This is a genomic window from Mesoplasma florum L1 (assembly GCF_000008305.1).
GTDB lineage: Bacteria > Bacillota_I > Bacilli_A > Mycoplasmatales > Mycoplasmataceae > Mesoplasma > Mesoplasma florum.
This window is the reverse complement of sequence record NC_006055.1, coordinates 175,894-200,991: the sequence shown is the minus strand read 5'-3', so window position 1 is coordinate 200,991 and position 25,098 is coordinate 175,894. Positions and strand designations below refer to the sequence as shown.

13 protein-coding genes, 6 tRNA genes and 3 rRNA genes are annotated in these 25,098 nt (G+C 30.4%); 2 read left to right on the top strand and 20 right to left on the bottom strand.

Going from position 1 to position 25,098, the window contains the following annotated elements:
* Positions 1–70 precede the first annotated feature (70 nt).
* From MFL_RS00910 to MFL_RS00840, 15 genes are all read right to left on the bottom strand, one after another.
* A complete protein-coding gene (locus MFL_RS00910; RefSeq protein WP_011183068.1) occupies positions 71–550 on the bottom strand; it encodes a MerR family transcriptional regulator in 480 nt (159 codons plus the stop codon).
* A gap of 8 nt (positions 551–558) precedes the next feature.
* Positions 559–1,521 (bottom strand): GMP reductase, encoded by a 963-nt coding sequence (locus MFL_RS00905; protein WP_011183067.1) that lies wholly within the window; start codon positions 1,519–1,521, stop codon positions 559–561.
* 200 nt (positions 1,522–1,721) lie between these two features.
* Positions 1,722–2,561: an HAD-IIB family hydrolase gene (locus MFL_RS00900; protein WP_011183066.1), complete on the bottom strand. Its 840-nt coding sequence runs from the start codon at positions 2,559–2,561 to the stop codon at positions 1,722–1,724.
* Between the two features lie 72 nt (positions 2,562–2,633).
* A complete protein-coding gene (locus tag MFL_RS00895) occupies positions 2,634–4,226 on the bottom strand; it encodes an ATP-binding cassette domain-containing protein (RefSeq protein WP_011183065.1) in 1,593 nt (530 codons plus the stop codon).
* A gap of 97 nt (positions 4,227–4,323) precedes the next feature.
* A 5S ribosomal RNA gene (rrf, locus tag MFL_RS00890) occupies positions 4,324–4,431 on the bottom strand.
* A gap of 64 nt (positions 4,432–4,495) precedes the next feature.
* Positions 4,496–7,410, bottom strand: a 23S ribosomal RNA gene (locus tag MFL_RS00885).
* 206 nt (positions 7,411–7,616) lie between these two features.
* Positions 7,617–9,141, bottom strand: a 16S ribosomal RNA gene (locus MFL_RS00880).
* The 16S, 23S and 5S rRNA genes sit together here with 6 tRNA genes alongside, the layout of an rRNA operon.
* A gap of 269 nt (positions 9,142–9,410) precedes the next feature.
* Positions 9,411–9,494: transfer RNA gene (locus tag MFL_RS00875), tRNA-Leu, on the bottom strand.
* Positions 9,495–9,498: 4 nt separating this feature from the next.
* A tRNA-Lys gene (locus MFL_RS00870) sits at positions 9,499–9,574 on the bottom strand.
* Between the two features lie 116 nt (positions 9,575–9,690).
* Positions 9,691–9,766, bottom strand: a tRNA-Thr gene (locus MFL_RS00865).
* Between the two features lie 9 nt (positions 9,767–9,775).
* Positions 9,776–9,851, bottom strand: a tRNA-Val gene (locus MFL_RS00860).
* 9 nt (positions 9,852–9,860) lie between these two features.
* Positions 9,861–9,936 (bottom strand) — tRNA-Glu (locus tag MFL_RS00855).
* A gap of 8 nt (positions 9,937–9,944) precedes the next feature.
* A tRNA-Asn gene (locus MFL_RS00850) sits at positions 9,945–10,020 on the bottom strand.
* A 148-nt stretch (positions 10,021–10,168) separates the two neighbouring features.
* Positions 10,169–11,029 (bottom strand): bifunctional 5,10-methylenetetrahydrofolate dehydrogenase/5,10-methenyltetrahydrofolate cyclohydrolase, encoded by an 861-nt coding sequence (locus MFL_RS00845; RefSeq protein ID WP_011183064.1) that lies wholly within the window; start codon positions 11,027–11,029, stop codon positions 10,169–10,171.
* 8 nt (positions 11,030–11,037) lie between these two features.
* Positions 11,038–12,714: a TrkH family potassium uptake protein gene (locus tag MFL_RS00840; protein ID WP_164919774.1), complete on the bottom strand. Its 1,677-nt coding sequence runs from the start codon at positions 12,712–12,714 to the stop codon at positions 11,038–11,040.
* 87 nt (positions 12,715–12,801) lie between these two features.
* Here MFL_RS00840 and MFL_RS00835 point away from each other — a divergent pair, with 87 nt between their 5' ends.
* Positions 12,802–13,716, top strand: a complete 915-nt coding sequence (locus MFL_RS00835) for a potassium channel family protein (protein WP_011183062.1) — start codon at positions 12,802–12,804, stop codon at positions 13,714–13,716.
* A gap of 77 nt (positions 13,717–13,793) precedes the next feature.
* Positions 13,794–14,243, top strand: a complete 450-nt coding sequence (locus MFL_RS00830) for a transporter (RefSeq protein ID WP_011183061.1) — start codon at positions 13,794–13,796, stop codon at positions 14,241–14,243.
* A gap of 36 nt (positions 14,244–14,279) precedes the next feature.
* On the opposite strand, the gene gatB is transcribed toward MFL_RS00830, so the two are convergent.
* From gatB to MFL_RS00805, 5 genes are all read right to left on the bottom strand, one after another.
* The gene (gene gatB / locus MFL_RS00825) at positions 14,280–15,719 is read right to left on the bottom strand and encodes an Asp-tRNA(Asn)/Glu-tRNA(Gln) amidotransferase subunit GatB (RefSeq protein ID WP_011183060.1); all 1,440 of its coding nucleotides are present in this window, start codon (positions 15,717–15,719) and stop codon (positions 14,280–14,282) included.
* 1 nt (position 15,720) lies between these two features.
* A complete protein-coding gene (locus MFL_RS00820) occupies positions 15,721–17,169 on the bottom strand; it encodes an amidase family protein (protein ID WP_011183059.1) in 1,449 nt (482 codons plus the stop codon).
* Positions 17,169–17,456 carry an Asp-tRNA(Asn)/Glu-tRNA(Gln) amidotransferase subunit GatC gene (locus MFL_RS00815; RefSeq protein WP_011183058.1) on the bottom strand — a complete coding sequence of 96 codons (288 nt, stop codon included), beginning with the start codon at positions 17,454–17,456 and terminating at the stop codon, positions 17,169–17,171. The genes MFL_RS00820 and MFL_RS00815 overlap by 1 nt, the downstream gene beginning before the upstream one ends.
* A gap of 1 nt (position 17,457) precedes the next feature.
* On the bottom strand, positions 17,458–19,458 hold the full coding sequence (gene ligA / locus MFL_RS00810; RefSeq protein WP_011183057.1) for an NAD-dependent DNA ligase LigA: 2,001 nt from the start codon (positions 19,456–19,458) through the stop codon (positions 17,458–17,460).
* Positions 19,459–19,573: 115 nt separating this feature from the next.
* Complete coding sequence (locus MFL_RS00805; protein WP_011183056.1) at positions 19,574–25,018, bottom strand: ABC transporter permease; 5,445 nt, start codon at positions 25,016–25,018, stop codon at positions 19,574–19,576.
* Positions 25,019–25,098: the final 80 nt, after the last annotated feature.

The window sequence follows — 25,098 nt, the reverse complement described above, 5'->3', positions numbered from 1 at the left end:
TAAAATCTCCTTTATATGATTATAAATTGATTGTAAAACATTATAGTAACTATAAGGCAAGCAAAAAATGTTATTTTAATTTTTTTTGTATAATTTCTTCAAAATTAACTGGATTTCATTCATCCAATATATTTTCTTCAAGAATTTTTTTGTAGTGTTTTTCTTTACTTGTTAGCAATTCAAGTTCAGATTGTAAGCCTTTAATTTTTGAAACTAAATCTTTCTTTTGATCTTGGATTATCTTTAGTCTTTGAGGAACGGTTGAATCACCTTCCATACATAAATTTATATATTCTTTTATATTCTTGATTTCCATTCCAGCTGATCTTAGCAAGAAAACCATTTTAAATCATTGCAAATTTTCAACTGTTGTATATCTGTAATTATTATCTTCTCTTTCAAAAAATGGTAATAAACCTTTAGAATCATAAAATCTAATTGTTTGTTCTGAAACATCAAATATAGTTGCTATTTCTTTAATACTTAATTTTTGTTTTGTAATTACTTTTATATTTTCATTTAATCTTTCACTATTTGTTAAATTATTCATTTTTAAAATTAAAAGTTACTTGTTTTTAAAATTACGTAGTCTACTTTTTTAATAGCTTTTAATGTTTTACCACCTGCATATGAAATAGATGATTGTAAATCTTCTTCCATTTCTTTGTAAGTGTCCATTAATTTTCCACGTACTTTAATAAGTTCCTTTTTCCCTTCTACGTATCTTTTTTCACCTTTGTTATATTCACTTGCACTTCCATAATACTCTTTAAATAAAACATTATCAACTGTTACATTTTTTCCTGGTGATTCTTCATGAGCCGCAAATAAACTTCCTATCATGCACATTGTTGCTCCAAATCTAATTGATTTAGCAATATCACCATTAACTCTTAAACCACCGTCTGCAATGATTGGCTTTGTTGCAGCTTTACTACATCATTTAATTGCTCCAAGTTGTCATCCACCTGTTCCAAAACCTGTTTTTAATTTAGTGATGCAAACTTTACCTGGACCTACACCAACTTTTGTTGCATCTGCTCCTCAATGTTCTAAATCTCTTACTGCTTGTGGAGTTGCAACATTACCAGCAATAATAAAAGTTTGATCTCCCATTTTAGTTCTAATGTGTTCAATCATTTCTTTTACACTATTTGCATGTCCATGAGCAATATCAATAGTTATATAATCTGGTATTAAGTTTAATTCAGTTAATTCATTAATCATTTTAAAATCTTGTTCTTTAACACCAACACTAATTGATGATATTAATTTCTTTTCTTTCATTTTTTTTATAAATGAAACAGCATCAAAATCAAATCTATGCATTACATAAAAATAGTTTTTTTCTGCTAACATAATAGACAATTCTTCATTTATAACTGTTGCCATATTTGCGGGAACAACAGGCATTTTAAAAGTATGTTTCCCTAGTGTTACAGAAGTGTTACATTCACTCCTTGAATTTACAACACACATGTTTGGTATAAGTTGAATATCTTCATAATCAAAAGCGTACATATTTTTTCCTCTTAAATTCTCTATAGTTCTATTATAAATAAAAATACCTATTTTTTACAAAATAAGTATTTCTAATATATATGATTTACCCACTATTTAAAAAACGGGATAAAAAATAAAGAGCTAAGTATTATAATTTCAGCCATTAAAATTCACTATTCTTTTTCTTTTTTACTACGATTAAAATACTGTTTAAATTTTTATTTTTTAAAAATTTTGTCATTAATGTATCTTGCTACACCATCTTGATAATTTGGGTATTCAGTAATATCATAAGCTGTTTCTTTTAATTCATCTAATGCATTTTTCATAGCTATCCCATAATCAACTGCTGCTATTAAAGGAAAATCATTGTAACTATCTCCAAAACCATAAGTTTCATATTGACCTGTATTGTTTAAATATTTATTAATTATTTCAACAGCATATCCTTTATCAATATCTTTTGGAGCAATGCTTATTACTCTGTTATGGTAATTATCAATTCTGTAGTCATTTCCATATTTTGATTTTATTTTATTAAAATGATGTAAATAAGTATCTAAATCTGTTCCTTTTTTAGTTATTATAGAAATACTTACAATATCTTCTAGAATTTCATTTGATTTTGAAATAACTTTAAATTGTTGTTCCATAATTTCTGCTCATTTTTTGGTGTTTTCTGATTCACCAAATGAATATACAATTTCTTCAGAAGCAAAATTAACTTTGCATTCTTTTTCTTCATCAGCTTCTGTGTAATATAAATCAAATACTTCATTAATAATGTTTTTGTCTACTGTTTTATTTAGTATATATTTTCCTGTTTTAAAATCAAAAATTTGAGCTCCATTATTACCAGCAATAATACCCCCAAGCTCATCAATTTTTAATTGTTTTGCTATGTTTTTTAAATTTTTCAAAGTTCTAGCTGTAACTGGTATTAAATAACTTCCGTTCTCATAAATATTTTTTACTGTGTTAATTGTGTAATCAGAAAACTTGTAGTCATCAAATAATAAAGTTCCATCACAATCACTAAATGCTATAATTTTTTTCATATTAACTCCTTATGTATTTAAGATATTTTATCAAATAATTTAAATAAGAATGTTAAATAAAATTTAAATAAATTATTTTATATGAATTGTCCCATTAAATAATTTATTTTTTATATTTGACGTATGAGAAATAAATAAAACTGTTAAATCGGGATTTTTTAAAATAAGTTCTTCTATTAGCTCTGCATTTTGTTTATCTAAGCTTGCTGTTGGCTCATCTAAAAAAATAATTTTTTTATTTGATAATAAAGCTCTAGCAACCGAAATTCTTTGTATTTCACCTTTTGAGAGTTCTTTACAACTAAACGTTAAAGAATTATTATTTTTTAAAACTAGTTCATTTAGATTTACAAGACTTATAACTTTTTGGATTTGACTGTCAGATATTTTATCATCAAACAATGTAATATTTTCTTTAAAAGACGCATCAAAGATAGTTGTATCTTGTTGAACATAATAAATTTTATCTCAAAGTGCATTACTTTCTATAGTGTTAAAATTGATCTTATTATTTCAAAGTATTTCACCGCTATAGCCATTTAAAGTTCCGAAAAGAATTTTTATAAGCGTACTTTTACCAACTCCACTTCTACCATGAATCAAATATTTATCACCTTTATTGATTTCTATATTCAATCCTTTATATAAAGTCACATCATTTATTTTTAGTTCTAAATCTTTAACTATTAGTGATTTGAAGTTTTCCAATTTTAAATCTTTAAAATTTTTATGATCATAATCAAACTTTGAAAATAATTCTCTACTTCCTAAAGTACCAAATAATGAACCTAATGCTGTTCTTGCATTTACTAAAAAGTTACCTGCTAATTGAGGGACTGCAAAAACCATACCTATACTTCCTAATTTATAAGTTGCTAAAATAACAGTTAGTAACAACAATCCAATTTGACAAAAAATACTTATAAAATTTATTCCTGTCATTTGCAAATTTTCTAATGTTTTATTTTTTTGCTTATAATTTTCTAAATCCAAACTTTTTTCATCAATCATTTTTTTAAAAAGTTCAGTTTTATTGTTATAAAGAAGTTCTTTATATCCAGATATTGTATTTTCAACTTTAGCTGAGAATTCTTCTTGTTTTGTAGAAACTTTATTAATAGTTTTAACCATTGATTTTTGTAATAAACTAGGAATTATCATTAAAAGTAACAATGCAAATATTGTAGCTAAACCAACTATTCAATTTAAAATAAAAATTGCTATAATTGACAAAATTGCTGTTAAAAATGTATCAATAAAATCAAATGTGTTTTCAAAATTTTTAGCTTCTATTTGATTTATATCATTTGTATATCAACTGATAAAATCTCCATTATTTTTGCTATTTAAATCGTTTAAATCTAAATTAATTATTTTATTTGAAATTCTTTGTCTTAAAAGTAAATTAAAATCTTTAATTATTTTATTTTTGACTTGTTTTTGAAAATAACCAAAAATTATACATATTGAGAATGATATTGCACAAATTATAATTAAAATAAATAATCTGCTTGTTTTTTCAGCTTCTCCATTAATAACATCAACTGCAGTGTTTACAATAAAACTTATAACATAACCACTGAAAACTAAACCCAAAGCCGATATAAAAGATAATATTGTAAAAAATAAAATACCTATTTTGTTTGTTTTATAAACCTTTCCCATTTTTCCACCTTTTTTCTATTTAGGAAAGATGTTACTCTTATAAAACAATAAAATCAATAATTAAATATAAAAAAGAACCTTTTCAGGTTCTTTTTTAAACTGGCAGCGTTCTATTTTCTCACAATGCAATATCGTCGACGCTGTAGAGCTTAACTTCTGTGTTCGGTATGGGAACAGGTGTGACCTCTACGCTATGACCACCAGATCTTTTTTTAAATTGTTCTCTGAAAACTGGATATTAGATGATTACATACTCAATTGCTTCTTTTTTCTAAAATTCTCTCGATCTATTAGTAATGGTTAGCTTAATGCCTCGCGACACTTACACATCCATCCTATCAACCTCATAGTCTATAAGGGATCTTACATTCTAAAGAAATGGGAAAATTCATCTTAAAGGAGGCTTCTCGCTTAGATGCCTTCAGCGATTATCCGTTCCACACATAGCTACCCTGCTGTGCCACTGGCGTGACAACAGGAGCACCAGAGGTGTGTCCATTCCGGTCCTCTCGTACTAGGAACAGCTCTCTTCAATTTTCCTACGCCCACAACAGATAGGGACCAAACTGTCTCACGACGTTCTGAACCCAGCTCGCGTACCGCTTTAATGGGCGAACAGCCCAACCCTTGGAACCGACTACAGCTCCAGGATGCGATGAGCCGACATCGAGGTGCCAAACCTCCCCGTCGATGTGAACTCTTGGGGGAGATCAGCCTGTTATCCCCGGGGTAACTTTTATCCGTTGAGCGACGGCCCTTCCACACGGGACCGCCGGATCACTAAATCCTACTTTCGTACCTGTTCGACTTGTAAGTCTCACAGTCAATCACACTTATACTTTTGCGCTCTATGCATGATTTCCAACCATGCTGAGTGTAACTTTGAGCGCCTCCGTTACATTTTAGGAGGCGACCGCCCCAGTCAAACTACCCACCAGACACTGTCCTTAACCCGGATAACGGGTCGAAGTTAGAAATCCAATATAACGAGGGTGGTATTCCAAGGTTGACTCCACTGGCCCTAGCGGTCCAGCTTCAAAGTCTCCCACCTATCCTCTACACGTTATACCAAATTTCAATATCAAGTTATAGTAAAGCTCCACGGGGTCTTTCCGTCTAGTTGCGGGTAACCGGCATCTTCACCGGTACTAAAATTTCACCGAGTCTGCAGCCGAGACAGCGAAGGGATCATTACGCCTTTCGTGCGGGTCAGAACTTACCTGACAAGGAATTTCGCTACCTTAGGACCGTTATAGTTACGGCCGCCGTTCACCGGGGCTTCAATTCGAAGCTTCGCTTGCGCTGACTTCTCCTCTTAACCTTCCGGCACTGGGCAGGCGTCACCCCCTATACTTCGTCTTGCGACTTAGCAGAGAGCTGTGTTTTTGCTAAACAGTTGCCCCTCCCTCTTCACTGCGGCTCAACTTGCGTTGAGCACTCCTTCTTCCGAAGTTACGGAGTTATTTTGCAGAGTTCCTTAGCTACAGTTATCTCGCTTACCTTAGGATTTTCTCCTTGACCACGTGTGTTCGTTATAGGTACAGGCTACTAGTTATTAAGTTAGAAGCTTTTCTTGGAAGCGTAGGGTCATGTACTTCGTTACTAGGCGAACCGTTCACTCCTCATAACACTTCAGCGTTTAATACAACACGGATTTGCCTATGTTGCCGCCTTTGTGCTTAACCCAGGACATCCATCACCTGGGATACACTACCTTTCTCCGTCACTCCATCACTAACTAGCAGGTACAGGAATATCAACCTGTTGTCCATCGACTACGCCTTTCGGCCTCGCCTTAGGTCCTGACTAACCCTGGGTGGACGAACCTTGCCCAGGAAACCTTGGTCAAACGGTATGAATGATTCTCACATTCAATCGTTACTCATGCCGGCATAATCACTTCTAATCGTTCCACCAGTCCTCACAGTCTGACTTCATCACAATTAGAACGCTCCCCTATCACTGTATTTAAAAATACAATCCGTAGCTTCGGTATTAGGTTTAGCCCCGGTACATTTTCGGCGCAGAATCACTCGACTAGTGAGCTGTTACGCACTCTTTAAATGGTGGCTGCTTCTAAGCCAACATCCTAGCTGTCTGTGCAATTCCACATCCTTACACACTTAACCTAAATTTAGGGACCTTAGCTGACGATCTGGGCTGTTTCCCTCTCGAGCATGGACCTTATCACCCATGTTCTGACTGCCGAGTATCCGACAATGGCATTCGGAGTTTAATTCTATTCAGTACCCCTAGGTGGGGCCATCATAGATTCAGTGCTCTACCTCCATTGTGGTAAACCTCGACGCTATACTTAAATATATTTCGGGGAGAACTAGCTATCTCCGGGTTCGATTGGAATTTCACCGCTAGCCACAAGTCATCCGCGGTCATTTCAACGAACGTCGGTTCGGTCCTCCATTTGGTTTTACCCAAACTTCAACCTGCTCATGGCTAGATCACCCGGTTTCGTGTCTAATGCAACGTACTAAACGCCCTATTAAGGCTCGCTTTCACTACGGCTCCGCATATTCTGCTTAACCTCGCACGATACATTAACTCGCCGGCTCTTTCTACAAAAAGCACGATATCACCCATTAACGGGCTCTATCTTCTTGTAAGCACATGGTTTCAGGAACTATTTCACTCCCCTCTCGGGGTACTTTTCACCTTTCCCTCACGGTACTGGTTCACTATCGGTAAAATGGGAGTATTTAGGCTTGCCGAGTGGTCTCGGCGGATTCCGACAAAATTTCACGTGTTTCGCCGTACTCAGGATCCATCTAAGAGATCAACACATTTCGTATACGGGGGTATCACCCTCTATGCCGTTACTTCCCAGTAACTTCTACTATATGTTGATTTTGTAACTCTAAAAAGATGTCCTACAACCCCAGCCCGTAGACTGGTTTGGCCTCTTCCGCTTTCGCTCGCCGCTACTAACAGAATCATTATTTATTTTCTTTTCCTCTTGGTACTAAGATGTTTCAGTTCCCAAGGTTCCCTTCTCATAAGCTATGTATTCACTTATGGATAATACGAGATTAATCGTATTGGGTTTCCCCATTCGGATATCACCGGATCAAAGCTCACTTCCAGCTCCCCGATGCTTTTCGCAGGTAATCACGTCCTTCTTCGGCTCCATTTTCCAAGGCATTCACCATGTGCCCTTACTATTTTTTAGAAAAAATCTTAAAGCAATTGATAATTGATTCAGTAAAATTATTTTTATTTGTTAAAAATTGTTGATTTATTTTAATCTTTTACAATGCTTTTCATCTAATATTCAGTTTTCAAAGAACAATTCTCTTTCAGAGATTATATTTAAATAATCCCTGAAAACTAAATAGAACATATAATAGTCAATCTGTTTTGTTTTTATCTCCATAGAAAGGAGGTGATCCATCCGCACGTTCCCGTACGGATACCTTGTTACGACTTAACCCCAATCGCTAGTCCTACCTTGGGACGCGCCTTCCTTACGGTTAGGAAACGTACTTCTGGTATTACCAACTCTCGTGGTTTGACGGGCGGTGTGTACAAGACCCGAGAACGTATTCACCGCGACATAGCTGATTCGCGATTACTAGTGATTCCGGCTTCATGAAGTCGAGTTGCAGACTTCAATCCGAACTGAGACCGACTTTTTGAGATTAGCTCCCCCTCGCGAGATTGCGACTCTTTGTATCGGCCATTGTAGCACGTGTGTAGCCCAGGACATAAGGGGCATGATGATTTGACGTCATCCCCACCTTCCTCTAGCTTACACTAGCAGTCTCGTTAGAGTCCTCAACTTAATGTTAGTAACTAACGACAAGGGTTGCGTTCGTTGCGGGACTTAACCCAACACCTCACGGCACGAACTGACGACAACCATGCACCACCTGTATCAATGTTAACCTCCACTACATCTCTGTAGCTTTGCACTGTATGTCAAGCCCTGGTAAGGTTCTTCGTGTTGCTTCGAATTAAACCACATGCTCCACCACTTGTGCGGGTCCCCGTCAATTCCTTTGAGTTTCACTCTTGCGAGCATACTACTCAGGCGGAGTACTTAATGCGTTAGCTGCAGCACTGAGGTAATCCCCAATACTTAGTACTCAACGTTTACGGCGTGGACTACTAGGGTATCTAATCCTATTTGCTCCCCACGCTTTCGTGCCTCAGCGTCAATAATCAGCCAGTAAGCCGCTTTCGCCACTGGTGTTCTTCCATATATCTACGCATTTTACCGCTACACATGGAATTCCGCTTACCTCTCTGATATTCTAGTCCCGCAGTTTTCAAGGCGAACCGGAGTTGAGCTCCGGGCTTTAACCTCAAACTTGCGAAACCGCCTACGCACCCTATACGCCCAATAAATCCGGATAACGCTTGCCACCTATGTATTACCGCGGCTGCTGGCACATAGTTAGCCGTGGCTTTCTGGTAAGGTACCGTCAAGATAAGAGCATTTCCTCTCCTATGTTTTCTTCCCTTACAACAGAGCTTTACAACCCGAAGGCCGTCATCACTCACGCGGCATTGCTTCATCAGACTTTCGTCCATTGTGAAAAATTCCCTACTGCTGCCTCCCGTAGGAGTCTGGGCCGTATCTCAGTCCCAATGTGGCCGATCAACCTCTCAGTTCGGCTACGTATCATCGCCTAGGTGGGCCTTTACCCCGCCTACTAGCTAATACGCCGCATCCTCATCTTCTAGTGATCCAAACGGATCTTTGAATGTTTTCTCATGCGATAATAACATCCACATGCGGTATTACCTTTCGTTTCCAAAAGTTATCCCCCGCTAGAAGGTAGATTAGATACGTGTTACTCACCCGTTCGCCACTGAGGTGCAAGCACCTCCGTTCGACTTGCATGTATTAGGCATGCCGCCAGCGTTTATCCTGAGCCAGGATCAAACTCTCATTTTAAATTATTGTTTTGATTCTGACTATTATATTTTTTTGTATATTATTCTGTACTCAATTTGAAATTGTTACAGGATTGTACAATTGTTGTTCTATTTAGTTTTCAAAGATCATTTGTTGCCTTTTTAAGGGCACAATAATTAATATACACTATTTTGTTTTCCAATGCAATCTTTTTTTTACATTTTTTTAGAATATTTTTTTATACAAGTTTTAGTGATATTTGCAAATAAAAAAACTAGCAATTTTTGTATACTAGTTTTGTTTTCTTATGGTGCGGGATAAGGGACTCGAACCCTTACGTCGAAGACGCTAGATCCTAAGTCTAGTGCGTCTGCCAATTCCGCCAATCCCGCAGGATGGTGACTCGCCGGAGGCTCGAACTCCGGACCCACTGGTTAAAAGCCAGTTGCTCTACCGACTGAGCTAGCGAGTCATTAACTTTGGACAATAAAAATAATATCATTTATTTTTTAATTAATCAATGTAATAAATAAAATAATAATTTAATCAAAAATAAAAGCACCAATGGTGCCATTTAAATGTTGATAATGGTGCTGACTAGAGGATTTGAACCCCCGACCTACTGATTACAAGTCAGTTGCTCTACCAACTGAGCTAAGTCAGCATAAAAAAATGGTGGAGTGCAACGGGCTCGAACCGCTGACCGCCTGCTTGTAAGGCAGGAGCTCTCCCAACTGAGCTAGCACTCCAATAATAAATGGTAGCCTGTACGGGGTTCGAACCCGTGTGTCCACGGATGAAAACCGTGTGTGTTAACCGCTTCACCAACAGGCCAAATGTAATGGCGGCTTTTACAGGACTTGAACCTGTGACAAACCGGTTAACAGCCGGTTGCTCTACCAACTGAGCTAAAAAGCCAAATACAAATTTATTGGTTATATATTTAATTTTGTTATCCATCAAAGGACAATAAAAATCTTATCATATAAAAAATAAGTTGTAAATAAAATTTAATAATTTTTATTATTTTTTAATTTTTGTATAAAAAAACGCCAATTAAGCGTTTTTATTTTGATTTATTAATATGTTTTTCATATAGCACAAATGTATTTTCCATTAATGTAATAACAGTCATTGGACCAACACCACCTGGAACAGGAGTTATATAACTAGATTTTAGTTTAACTTTTTCAAAATCAACATCACCAACAAGTTTATTTGTAACTGGATCTCTGATGATTCCAACATCAATAATTACTGCATCTTTTTTTATCATATCTTCAGTAATAATAAATTGTTTTCCTGTAGCACTAATAATAATATCTGCATTAATTGTATGATTTTTAATATTTTTAGTATTTTTATTACACATTGTTATAGTTGCTTGATTATTCAATAACATCATGCCTAAAGGTTTACCAACTATATTACTTGTTCCAATTAAAGTTATGTCTTTATTCTTAACACTTATATTGTATTCTTCTAATAAGTTAATTATTCCTAAAGGTGTACACGGATAAACTGTATCATAACCTTGCAACATTTTACCTTGGTTAATATAGTGGAACCCATCAACATCTTTTGATGGAGTGATTGCTTGTAAATAATCTTCTTCAATAAAATCAATAGGTAATGGTAATTGAAGTAAAATACCATCTATATTTTGATCATTATTTAATTCATTTATTTTATTGTACAACTCTTCTTTTTTAATATCTTTATCAAATCTTAAAAGCTCTGAATAAATCCCAACTTCATTAGCTACTTTAATTTTATGAGAAACATAAACTTCACTAGCAGGATCATTACCAACCATAATAACAACTAATTTAGGTTTTCTTAACCCTTTATTGTGATATTTTGAAATTTTAGCAGTTAACTCTTCTTTTCTTCTTGATGCTACTTTTTTTCCGTCTAAAATAATCATAATATCACCTACCCTATAGTTACGTCTTCTTCTAAATATTTAAAGTTTGTTTTTCTTGATGGTTTAATAAATGCTAATAATGTATTTGATATTCCTAATTGTCCTAAGAACATACATAAAATAATTAACAATTTAGTTAATACACCAAAATTATACATCTGATGTTGTGTAAATGGATTCATTCCTACCGTTCCATATGCACTAGTTATTAAAGTTAAAATTTGAACAATACTTGCATCGCCTTGATTTTGCACAAGTTCTCCAGCAACTCCATTTTCAATTCCTGGTGTTAAGAATCCATTTGAATCAAAATAAATTAAAATAATAACAATAGTTAAAATAAATACTGAAATAAAGAATACTGAAAAGCTTCTTCTTACAGTTTCTGCAGGAATTACTTTTTTAAAAGCACTTGTATAACTTTTATTTCTAATGATTGCTCATGTTGAAAGTAAAATGATAGCAAATGTTGTTGTTCTAATACCCCCTGCGGTTGAAGAAGGGGCAGAACCAATAAACATTAATGAAGATAGTATTGTTTTAGATGATGCATTAAAATCATTTATTGGTACTGTTGAGAAACCTGCGTTTCTACAAGCTGTTGTATTAAATATTATATCCATAGCGACAACAAAGGTTGGTTTTGCTTCAGTTACAATTACATTAATTGGCATTTGAGTTAACGGATCAACATCATATGTATAGTAATTAAAAATTAATGAGTTTGTTTGATTTGAATATTCACTAAGAAAAATTAATAAAGGTCCAACAACAAATAGTGTTGAGTAAACTCAGAAATTTAATTTTGTAAATAAACTAAATTTTACTTTTTGTCCAACTCTTCTCGCTCTCATTTTTCTCTTAATATCATGGAATGTTGGATATCCTAATCCCCCAATAACTCATTCAAGTAAAAATACTATTTGAATAGCATAAGCTTGATGCCCTTCAATATTATATGGTTGCAATGAATTTGTAGAAAGTAAATCATAACCAGCATTATTAATAGCACTTGTTGAGTGAAAAATAGCAAATCAGATTGATTTTATAAAGTTATGATATGGTGATACAACATTTAATTCAGTTCCATTTAATGATTGAGTTGCTGGTTCAGAAAAGAAAAATAAAAAGAATAAAACTCCTGCTGCAATCAATTGAATAAAAGTTAAAAATATAAATCCATCTTTGATTAATTCAATTGTTGAAGATTTAACATCATTTCCACGCTCAGATTGAGCAACAACAGTATCACTAAGTGATATTTTTTTATTAATAGAAATAAATAAAATAATTTTTAAAGTTAAAACACCAATCCCACCCATTTCAATTAGAATAAGTAAAATTAATTGTCCTCAAAAAGTATAGTCATGTGATGGGTCAATAATATTAATACCAGTATCACTAAAAGCACTTGATGCTGTGAAAATACCTGTTAAATAATCTCATCTGAAATCATAGCCATTTAAATCATTATTGACAACAATTCCTGGTATGCATAATAAGAAACCACCAAATAAAACTATAAATAAATAAATTAAGAATATTCTTCCTGATACTTTAGACAATGGCCATCAAGTTTTTAATTTTAAAAAAGCTTTATGGGGATCAAATTTATTTTTTTGTTCTTTATTTTTTTTAAAGTGTAGTCATTTAGATTTATTAGACTTATTTGTGTTGGTAGACATTTGATTACCCCCATTCATAGTAATTATTATACAATTTAATTATTACAAATGTATAATTATTAAAGTATCAAAGAAGGTGTATATTAAATGGCAAAGAAAAAAAGTATTGCAATTATTGGAGTATCAAACTTCAGTTTATCAGTAATTAAAACACTTGTTGATAAAAAACAGCAAGTAACAGTTTTTGATTATGATGAGGATAAACTTAACTTGCATTTATCAGAATATGAATATGGTGTTGATGTAATTGTTTTAGATTCAACCAATAAAATGGCATTAGCTAAAAATGGAATTAAGGCTTATGATGTTGTTATTGTTGGGGTTGGAACTAATATTGAAGCAGGGCTAATGACAGTTTTAAACTTAATTGACTTAGAATGTGAAAATGTTATAGCAAGAGCCAGAGATGAAAAACACAAAAGAATACTTACGGCTTTAGGTTTAAGTGAAAACCAAATTATTCTTCCTGATGCTTTAGCTGGAAATATAGTTGCTGCTAGATCAATGTTTAATATTGATTTAGATGTTGACGTTCAATCTATTGATGAAGATTTTGTATCAACAACTTTAAGTGTTGCAAATCACAATATCTTTAATAAAACAATTTTAGCAGCTGGGCTTTCAACTTCAAAAGATTTTAATATTATTCAAATAAGACGTAAGGGTAAAATATTATTACCAGATGATTACACTGAATTAAAAGAAAACGATGATGTTGTGGTTTTTGCAAGAACAACAGTAATTAATGAACTGGCTGAAAAAATTCAAGGTGGTTCTAAAGATAAAAAAGAAAATAATGAAGAACTTATAATCTTTGAAGAACTTGAAAATGACAATAACAAAAATAATAAAACATCTAATGACAAAAATAAAGATGATGATTTATTTGATTCAACAGCTGCTGATGATTTATTTGATTCAATTATTTTTGATGACAATATTAATGAAACAATTGATGTTACAAATGCAGAAAAAAATAAAAAGGCTTTAAAAAATAAATAGATGTAGTTATTAATTAACTACTTTTTTTATTAAAATTACTTAAATAGTTTTATAATTTTAAACAAGGAGGAAGTTTTATGAAAGAATGAGCTAAAAAGAATTTATGATCTTTAGTTTCAGTTATTGCAGCTGTAGCTTTTGCTGTTTTAGTAATTATTACAATCTTTGGGATTGGATTAGGTGCTAAACAAGGCGGATCAGTTATTAAATATGGAGCTGTTGGATTAGAAGAATTACACAAAAGTGTTAACAGTATGATTTCAGCAGCTTTAGCATTAGCATGTATAGCAATAGTTCCTGTAGTTATTAGATTAATCTTAGGAATCTTAGGAATTGATGCTTTTGCTAGATTATTTAACTCAGCTTCAGTTGGGCTTGCACTTATTTCAGTTATTTTATTAATTGTTGGTAACATCACATTATTAAATGCTGACGGAGTAAAAGTTGCTGTTGGATCAATCATAGGTTTCTATGTTGTTATAATCTTAGGTTTCTTAGTTTTAACTGGGCCAATCGTTAGAAAATAATTTTAAAAGAAAAATGAAGCGCTCGCTTCATTTTTTTTACTTTATTTTATTTTCAACTAATTTAATAATGATATTCATACCAGCTTCTGGATTTACATTACCACCAGTTACTTTCATTAATTGACCCATTATTGTTTTTGTAACTCTTTCTGGTCTTTCAGAATATTGTTCAAGCAATTCTAAATTGCTTTCAATAATTGGATTAACTAAATTAGCTATTTCATTTTCATCACTAATCATTTTTATGTTTAACTCTTCAACTATTTCTATAACTGATTTTGATGAGTCTTTCATAATGATTGGCAAAATTGTTTTTGTATGTTTTGATGATATAACTGATTGATCAACTAAATTAATCATTTCAGCCAAATGAGATGGCAATAATGCTAATTTATCAATTGTTGTATTTTCATTATTTAATTGCGCTTGAATGTCACTAATTAAAATATTTGCAACTTTTGTATAGTTGTTTGTAAATTTAATAGTTTCTTCAAAAAATTCAGTCATTTCAATACTAGTTAAAATGATGTTTGCATCATTAATTGATATTTTATAATCATTAACATATTTAATTCTTTTAATATCAGCTAACTCAGGTGAATTCTTAATACAATCTTCAACTCATTCTTTTTTTAATTGAATTGGCATAATATTTGGTTCTCTAAAATATTTATAATCTAAAGCATCAGATTTGCTACGCATTGAAACTGTTGAATTTGTTGTGTCATCAAATCTACGAGTTTCTTGAATAATAATTTCATTATTTAACATTAATTTTGTTTGACGTTCAACTTCGAATTCAATTGCTTTTTTAATATTTGAAATTGAATTTAGGTTTTTAACTTCTACTTTATTAGAAAATTCTTGAGTTCCAAAAGGTCTAATAGAAATGTTAACATCAGTTCTTAAACTACCTTCATTCATTTTTACATCACTTACTTTTAAAAATAGTAAAACTTCTCTTAATTTCTCTACATAAGCACAAGCTTCATCAGCACTTCTTAAAACTGGTCTTGTAACAATTTCAACTAAACCTGTTCCAGCTCTATTATAGTCAATATATGTTAAGTCATCTTTATGAATTTGTTTTGCTGTGTCTTCTTCCATGTGAAGTCTTTCAATATCAACTTCTTTTGTTAGACCATTAACATTAATATTTAACTTTCCGTTTTTACCAATTGGATTATATTGTTGTGTGATTTGGTATCCTTTTGTTAAATCAGGGTAAAAATAATTCTTACGATCAAATTTAACTAAAGTATCTATTTCCATATTTAAAGCATTACAAGTTCTAATTGCTAATTCAATTCCCTTTTTGTTAATTGTAGGTAAACTTCCAGGGTAAGCCATATCAGTTTCATTAACATTTGTATTTGGAGTTTCTCCATAACTTACTGGAGCAGATGAAAACATCTTAGATTTAGTTTTTAATTCAACATGATTTTCAATACCGATAACTATTTCAAAATTTCTCATCTTAATCCTCCACTATTTCGTTTTTAATACCAATTATATCTTCAAGTAATTTAGCTGCTTGTAAACATAATAGATCTTCTTTTGGTTTTGCATTTATATTAATTCCTATACCAAGTTTTCCTTCTTTTACAAAAGGAATTGTGATTGATGGTGAACCATTGAAGTTTGCTAAAGTTAATATATCACTTAAGTATTCTTTTTCAGGACTTACATTAATTTTTCTTTCCTCAATTAATGGAGCTACATTATCAGTTGGGGGAATAATTAAAATATCAGTTTTACTAAATACTCTATTTAATTCTTCTACAATTAATCTTCTTACTTGTTTAGCTTTGTTTAAATAAATTGTTTGATTTTCTTTGTTTAAATTTAATGCTCCAACAAGGAATCTTTGTTTAACTTCATTACCAAAACCTTCAGTTCTTGAATTAGTGATTATTTCAACATAATCAGAACCAGCTGCTCTTTGTCCAAATTTAATACCATCTAAGTTTGCATTAGTTGAAACAGATTCACTAAATGAAATCATTTTATAAATAGCTGATAATGAATCTAGTAATTCTTGGTTAAACTGAACCTCAACTACTTCATACCCTTTTGATTTTAAAGTTTCAAATAACTGGTAATATGAATTTTTTACTTTTTCATTTAAATCATCAATAACTTTTTTAATATATCCAAATTTAACTGATTTATTAATATTAGAAATATTATTTAACATATCTATAGATTTATTTTCATGACTTGTTGCATCTTTAACATCATAACCAAAAGTAGCATCACAAACTATTGCCATATCTTCTACATTTCTAGTAAAGAAACCAACAGTATCTAAACTTGGAGAATAAGGTAATAAACCATATCTACTAATTGCTCCATATGATGGTTTAAAACCAACTATGTTATTAAAAGAAGCCGGCTTTCTGATTGAATCCCCAGTATCACTACCTGTTGCAAATGGAACGATACCTTTTGCTACTAAATAAGCACTACCACTACTACTTCCACCAACAATTCTATTGCTATCTGCAGGATTTGTTATTATTCCATTACATGAATAAAGTCCAACCCCACCCATTCCTAATTCATCAAGAGCAGCTTTACCAATCAAAACAGCTCCTTTATCTTCTAATTTTGAAATAGAAGTTGCATTAAATGGTGGAATATATCCTTTTAAAATATTAGATGAAGAAGTTGTTTCAAGTCCTTTTGTTGCAAAGTTATCTTTTGCAAAATAAGGGATTCCATACAATAAAGAATTTGTGTTTAAAACTTTTTCCATTTCTTTAGAAAAAGCAATAGCATTTTCTTCATTCATTTTGTTTATAGCATTAGACGATTTAACTTTATTAGCTTCAGATATTACTGCATTAGTTAATTCTAAAATAGTTATTTCTTTATTAATAATTTTATTATGTAATTCTAAAATTGATAAATTTTTGTAATTCATTATTTAACCACCTTTTTGATTGTGACAAAATCACCCTCTGAAGTTGGTGCATTTGACAATATTATTGTTTGATCTATAGTTGTTGTTTCTTCATCTTCTCTTAAATATGAATGAATGTCATCATAAGGATAAAATAGTGGTTTAACATTTCTTGTATCGATTTTTAATACTTTTTCAAATTCTTTTTTTAAATCTTCTTGTTTAGCTACAATCTCTTCAATTTCCGCATCTGAAAATCTTAACATTGAATCTTGAGCTAACTCTTGATAATACTTTTTATCTTTCATTTTATTCTCCTTTTAGAATTGCAAAGAACTCTTCTTCATTAATAACTTTAACGTTTAATTCTTCAGCTTTTGTTAATTTACTTCCAGCATTTTCCCCTGCTAAAACATAATCAGTTTTTTTTGAAACAGAACCTATAACTTTACCATTGTTTAATTCAATTATATCTTTAAAATAATCTCTAGATTCAGATAGTGTACCTGTTATTACAAAAGATTTTTCACTAATTGTTGATTCGGTATTTTTAGCTTGACCCAAATATTCAAAATTAACATCAAATGATTTTAATTCATTAATTAATTGTAAATTAGACTCAATTTTAAATCAATCTACAATTGACATAGCCAACACTTCTCCAACTGAGTCTATTGAACTTAATTCTTCATACGTTGCATTTTTTAGATTATCAATATTTTTATATATTTGAGCTAAAGTTAGAGCAGTCTTAGAACCAACGTGTCTAATACCTAAACCAAATAAAGTTTTTTCAAATGAATTATTTTTAGATTCTTTAATTGAAGCAATTAAGTTTTCAAAACTTTTTTCTCCAAATTTTTCAAAATTAATTATATTTTCTTTATGTTCTTCAACTTTAAAAATATCTGCAATATTTGTTATTAATTTTTCTTCAAATAATTTTTTAATTGTTTGACCACCAAGACCAACTATATTTGCAGCACCTCTACTTGCAAAATGTTCTAAACTTCTTAATATTTGTGCTGGACAGTTAAAGTTAACACAAAATTGATCAACCTCTGTTGAAGTTTTCTCTAAAAGTTCATTACAAGCAGGACATTGAACATCTTTTTCTCAAATTGGTAATAAATCAAATTTTTCATCTTTAATAGCACTAATAACTTCAGGAATAATATCTCCTGCTTTTTTTACTTTAACAATTGAGTTTATTCTAAGGTCTTTTGCCATTATATACTCAGCATTGTTTAATGATGCTGCAGAAACTGTTGTTCCAGCAATTTGCACAGGTTCTAGCTTAGCGTTGTATGTAATTTTGCCAGTTCTTCCAACAGTGGGAAATATGTCTAATAATTTAGTTTGTTTAACTTCAGCTGGAAATTTATAAGCAATTGCTCATTTTGGTGTTTTTGCTGTGTATCCAACTTCTTCTTGTAATTTTTTATCGTTTAGTTTAAATACTATACCATCTATTTCATAATCTAATTCGTTTCTTTTTTCAGTGTAATATTCAATGTATAATTTTACTTCTTCTAATGTCTTACAAATTTTAGTTTCCTTATTAATTTTTAAACCTAAATTCTTTATTTGATTAATAGAATCAAACTGTGTATTAATTGGGTTATTTTCGTTGAAATAATAGTAAAGATAAGCATCAAGATTTCTTTCAGCAACTATTTTAGAATCTAATTGTCTTAAAGTTCCAGCTGCTGCATTTCTTGGATTGGCAAAAAGTTGGTCTCCATTCAATAATCTTTCTTCATTAATTTTTGCAAATTCTTTTTTACCTAAAAAAACTTCTCCTCTAATTTCAATTTCATCTTTTGAAGGTATTGATAATGGTATTGATTTAATTGTTTTTACATTTGTTGTAACATTCTCACCGACTTTACCATCACCACGAGTCACACCTTTTTGTAATACACCATCTTTATAAATTAAAGATATTGATAATCCATCAATTTTTAGTTCTGCAGTATATTCATTGTTTTCTGTGCCTGTAACTTTTGCAACTTGTTTATTAAAGTTAATGAACTCATCTCAAGAAAAAATGTCACCAAGACTTAACATTGGATATTTATGTGTGTGCTTTTCAAATTTATCACTTACAATTCCGCCAACTTTTTGAGTTATAGAATCAGATGTTATTAATTCAGGGAATTGATTTTCAAGATCAAGAAGTTGATGAATGGTTTTGTCATATTCAGCATCATCAACACTAGGGTTATCTAAAACATAATATTCTTTTGCTCATTCATTAAGTTTTAATCGTAAATCATTAATTAATTTGCTTGCTTGTTCTTTAGTCATGATGCTCCTTTATATCTATATAATTATAAACTTTTTTATATGTTTTTGTTTTATGGTTTCAAGAGTTAAACAACAAAAAAAACAGAACAAAGTCTGTTTTAAAATTTTTTATTAATTAAGTTAATGTTTTTAACTCATCTTTAATTGGTTTTCTTAAAGAGAAAGTAAAGGCTAGTACAAACATAATTATAATACCTAATAAGATTAATGGTGTTGCTCATCAATTAGTTATCAATGGAATAAATATTCCGAATTTTTGAGCTTGAATCATCATTGAACCTAACAATCATTTACCAACAAGATAACCAATCAATACAAATATTGTTGATATAACAGCTGGTATAAGTATAGTGTTTATAATTGTTTCTTTATTTGAATATCCTAACGCTTTCATCGTTACCATGAATCGGTGATATTTCATAATGTAGACATCAGAAATAATTGTTATTATTAACACTGAAATTATTATAATTCCTGTAATTAAGAACAATGCAACAAGTAAGATAGATTCACTAATGCTTATTATCATACCCAATTGAGTACTTACTAAATCAATTTTATTGTAAGTCATACCTAAAGTTTCTTCAATTCTATCTGTGCTTCCTTGAAGAGCAAATACACCTGGAGAATCAACCATAATCCCTTTAACCCCACCAGTTATTCCATAAGCTTCATCAAATGAAGAGAATTTTGAGTTGAAATCTCTATTCTGTAGAACTTTTCTATACGCTTCTTGGTCAGTGATTTCATATTTATTCATTAAATCATCTTTCATGAAGAAAGTTTTATTTTCTCTCATCATGTTTAATTGTTCTATTGGATTTCTCATTGAATTAACTGTTATTGTATGATCACCACTTGTGATTTGCCCATTTGGTATTTGTTTAATTGGAGCACCATAAAAATCATAATCTACTGGCAAGTATTTCTCTGTAGATTTATTTGTTAATAAATTTAGAATATCTTGATCAGCAATAACAATATTTCCGTTGTATGTTTGAATAGTATCAACAGATTGCATTCTAACATCACTTAAAAATGATGGAAGTTTGTTTGAAACAGTAACAACTGCATCTGAACTTGATCCACTAGCGACAATTTTGTCACTTGCTCAAGTGTAAATTTGTTGTAAATCAGTATCAATATTTTGAATTCAACCTTTTCTGTTAGGATCAGTAATTTTTCTACTGTAATTTAAACTAAATGGTGAAATTCATTCTCATTCAGTTTGATTTGCATATTCAGAACCTCAAGCTTTTTTTACTTCTTCTGGAACATCAACACTTAACACAGAACCATGTCATATATCAATATTAGATCTTCAATCACTAGAACTATTTTTTGATGTTTTACTTGTGTTAGCGTTTTTTCCATTTAAAAGAGAATCTATATCAGTTAAGTTTCTAGGCACAAATAATTTTAAGTTATTGTAGTGATAGTATGGTCTTATTTCAAAATCAAGACCATCAATATTATATTGATCATTAACAATACTATTAATAAATCATTTTGATTGGTCATTTAGTGATGTTATATTTCCATTGTCATCATATCTAAATTGTTTAGTATATGTTAGTTTATTTGGATCTATTTTTGAAGGATTAATTCAATCTTCTTCATTTTTCATATTTAAATCACTACTAAATAAGTTTTTATTATTTGTTATTTCTCTATTGTCATATATTCAAGCATTTTTAGGAACTTCTTTTCCTCCAATTGAAAGAGTTTTGTAACTCATTCCTTGAATTGGAACTGATTTATTTAAGTTTTGTTGTTTATAACTTTTTAGATTAGTTACAACAGGTATATTCAATACTTTTGTATTTGAATCATATATTTTGAAATCATCATTTAGATAAATATCTCCACCTGTATAATTTTCTTTGTCATTAAATAATACATTTAATTTATCAATTGTTTCTTGATCTTTAATAAACACTTTATCATCATCAATTGAGTCTAAATTATAAACAGTTTGGTTATCTTTCAATCCATTTACATTTACAAAATTATTATTCATTTGTGTATATACATCTGTAGATAATGTTTCAATTCCAGGAGTATAATTTTCTGCATTAATAGAAATACCAAATTGAGAAGCTCTATTAGGTGAATCTTTTAAGTATTGTTGTCCTACATTTGGTAAAAATGCTAGCGCTAATAAAATTAAATCTTCTTTTCAAGTTGTGTCTGTTGGTCTTTCAATAGTAGGTAGGCCATTATCTTCTGAATTTGCTAGAGATTGCATAGCTACTTGTAAAGCCATTTGAATAAATTCAATACTTCCTTTTGCAGAGTTCTTCTTCATTTCTCAAATATTTTGTAATGTATTCGGGTTTATTTGTTGACCGTCAAAATATGATTTTCCTGTATTTGGATTTATTTCAGCATTTCAGATATAACTTGATATTTTTTCAAATTCTCCTGCTGAAATTGTTATCCCGTTTAAGTTACCTAATTGACCAATTACAGGCATTGCCATTTTTAGTAACTTTGATGTGTCATCTCTTGTTGAAGAATTTTCATCAAATATTCATTTTTCAGTTCAATTTAACTCATCTTTTGTTCATTGTCCATTTGTTCATCCTTCACCTAATAAAATAGGAGGGAATATACTACTATCTCAACTTGAATCTGTGTAATACTTATTGTTATCAAAGTAAATATCAGATATTTGGTCTCTTGTTGAAGTTCCTAAAAGAGTTTTTGGTTCTTGATAAAGTTCTTCTGTTGTAGGTAAACCTCTTGACGCTGTTAATGAAGCTTTAGCTGTTGGTAATCCAGTTAACTGATCTTGCATCACATATTGATTATTATATTGATAGTATTTTCCAGCATCTCTTATATACACGTTAAGCATAGAAGGAGTAAGCACTGAGAAAGTTATAACAAATGTTGTAATTAAAGCTGTAAAACTTATCATAGCTATTTGTTTAGAACCTCTTAATGATATTTTAAGTGGGAATCTAAATTTGAAATCGATTATATTAATAACATTTAATTTTCTTGGCAATCAATTTCTAACTTTTCTTTGTTGGCTTTCTTTATTGATAATTTGCATAACATCTTTTGAAACTAGTAAGAACGCAATGAAATAACTCAATATTAATGACCCAATTCCAAAAACAACTAATAGAATTAGTAAAATTTTATAATCAAACACAAATTCATATAATGTTGTTGAAAAATACGTAGCAAAAAGTTTCGTAATTATTTCTTGAAAGAATCCTGCTGCCAATCATGCTAACGGAACTATTATAAATAATAAAATTATTGAATAACCAATATATGATAATGACAATCTGTATGAATCTACACCTTTAGCTTTTAAGAAACCAATTTGGCTTGAGTTATGATCAATTGTTTTTTTAATTCCAAAAACAATTGAAACAAATGACATGATTAATACAAGAACAGAAGTAACAATTGAAATAATTGTCACAATTTCTAACATTTTGGGTTGTAGTGTTCAATTTAAGTTAAAATATGTTTTTTCAAATAATTTAATTTCATTTGCTGATTTTTTATCTCCAAAACTTAAATTTTCATTCTTTGAGTCTATAAAACTTTCAGATAATTTTGATTTATTTGATAAAAGAGATGAATCAAAATTAGACATTCTTTTGCCAATTGTTTCTTTATCTTTTAAATTATCTCTAATGAAATAATAAGTTGTAAATGTTACGTCTTTTTCATTACCATTCTTCATTATTTCGTTAATTACATATTTTGGTGCATAAACAATAACTGAGTTTGCAACGTCACTTAAAGGTACTTCAGGATCAACAAGTGGATAGTATGTAAGTGCATCACTACCAAAACCAGAAATAATAAAGTTTGAGTTTCCTATTTTTATTTTGTCTCCAACAGAATAGCCATTTTTAAATGCATATTGCTGTGAAATTACAATTTCACTTGAATGCATAACCGGTAAACCAGCGGTAACTTTGAAGTTATAATCGTAATTATTGTCTGTTACAACAAATCTAAAATTAGTTTTTGTATTTCTGTCATACATAAATGCTTCTTCTCTTAAATACAAGTCCAAATCATTTATTTCAGCAGCCATTTTTTGATGAAAAATATTATTTGAATAAATATTTGATCAATCATACATTGTTGCGTATTTTGATGCATCATACTCATAGTCATATTTTTTACCTGTATTTTGATTTTCTCATTTTTGACTTAAATCATTTTTTTCTCAAGGATTTAGTAAATTCATTGTAGAAATAGAATATTCATTGTATTCTTCATCTTTTTTAATTGTTGTGGGGTTAGCTAAACCTCTTAACCCATCTTTTTTGGCGTCTAAATTACTCCCGATTATTTGATTATCCATACCTTTTATTTGATAAGTATTTTCTGCGTTACCATATTTAACAGTAAACTTAGGATTTAAAGTTTGATCAACCAAGTTTGTTCCAAAAATATATTCAAAAGTTAGTTCATTATTATAATTTGAAATTGATTCAACAGTTTCACCATCTTTACCAGTAATTTCGCTAGTACCAGAAGATGTATGTAATTCCATGAATATTTTCATTTCTTGTGTTTGTTCTGCCATTTCATTAAATTTTGTTACATAAAGTTTTGATTTTTCTTCATCGCTTCCAGCAATATTTCAATCAAAATTAATTGATTTAGCAGTTCTTGCATAAGAATTACTTAAAAATTGGTTAATTTGATATGTTATAAAATAACCTATTGATTCTAGAGCATTATAAATATAAAGTTGGAATTCTCCTAAACTAGATACTTGTTTTTTATATTCTGAAATTCAATCAAAATTATTTGTTTGATTAAGATCAATTGGAGCATCAATTTTTTTAAAATCTTTTTCTACCTTTAAATCATTTGCTTTTCAATATTTATAAATTAAAGATTGAACAAATGATTCATTAGGTTCATCAAGTAATAATTCATTATAAAGAGTATCTGAAATTTCTTTAACTATTAAATAGGTCATTGAAGCGTATGCATTAAAGTAGTCACCACCACCAAAATTTTCTAAATTAGAACCAAAGTTTGTTTTAAAACTTTGTGGGTAGTATAAAAACTCACCTTTATTAGGATCAGATTTTAGAAGAGAGAAAAATTTTCAAGAATTATATCATGGAATACCGTTTCAAACATTTTGCATAGCTTGTGTTGGTTTACCAGTGTTTTGATCAAAAAATGTTTTTGTTATTAAATTTTCTTCATAACCTTCTGTTTTAATTCCGTGGTTATTTAAAACAACATTAAAAGAATCATGAATTGATTTATTAGCTTGAACAAAATAATTTGTTGAAGTAGGCATCAAGTCCAGGATTGGTAATAATGTTTTATTTGATGTTGATAAATTTGATTCACTAGCTTTAGTAGAATATGAATAATCAAATTTTTCATAATTTCTTACAATGTCATCATATGACTTATTCATTCTAGAATTTAAGCTTGTTGTTGAAGCCAAATAAAAAGACGCAAAAAAAGAAAGCAGTACAACCACAATGAATTGAATCTTAAATTTGAACATACTTCTTATTCCTTGCTTAAATAAAAGTCATGTTATTTTCATACCTTTTTCCCCAACTATAAGTGTTTTCACATATTATATATTTTATATTAATCATCTATGTTTAGTGTAAAAAAGCTTCA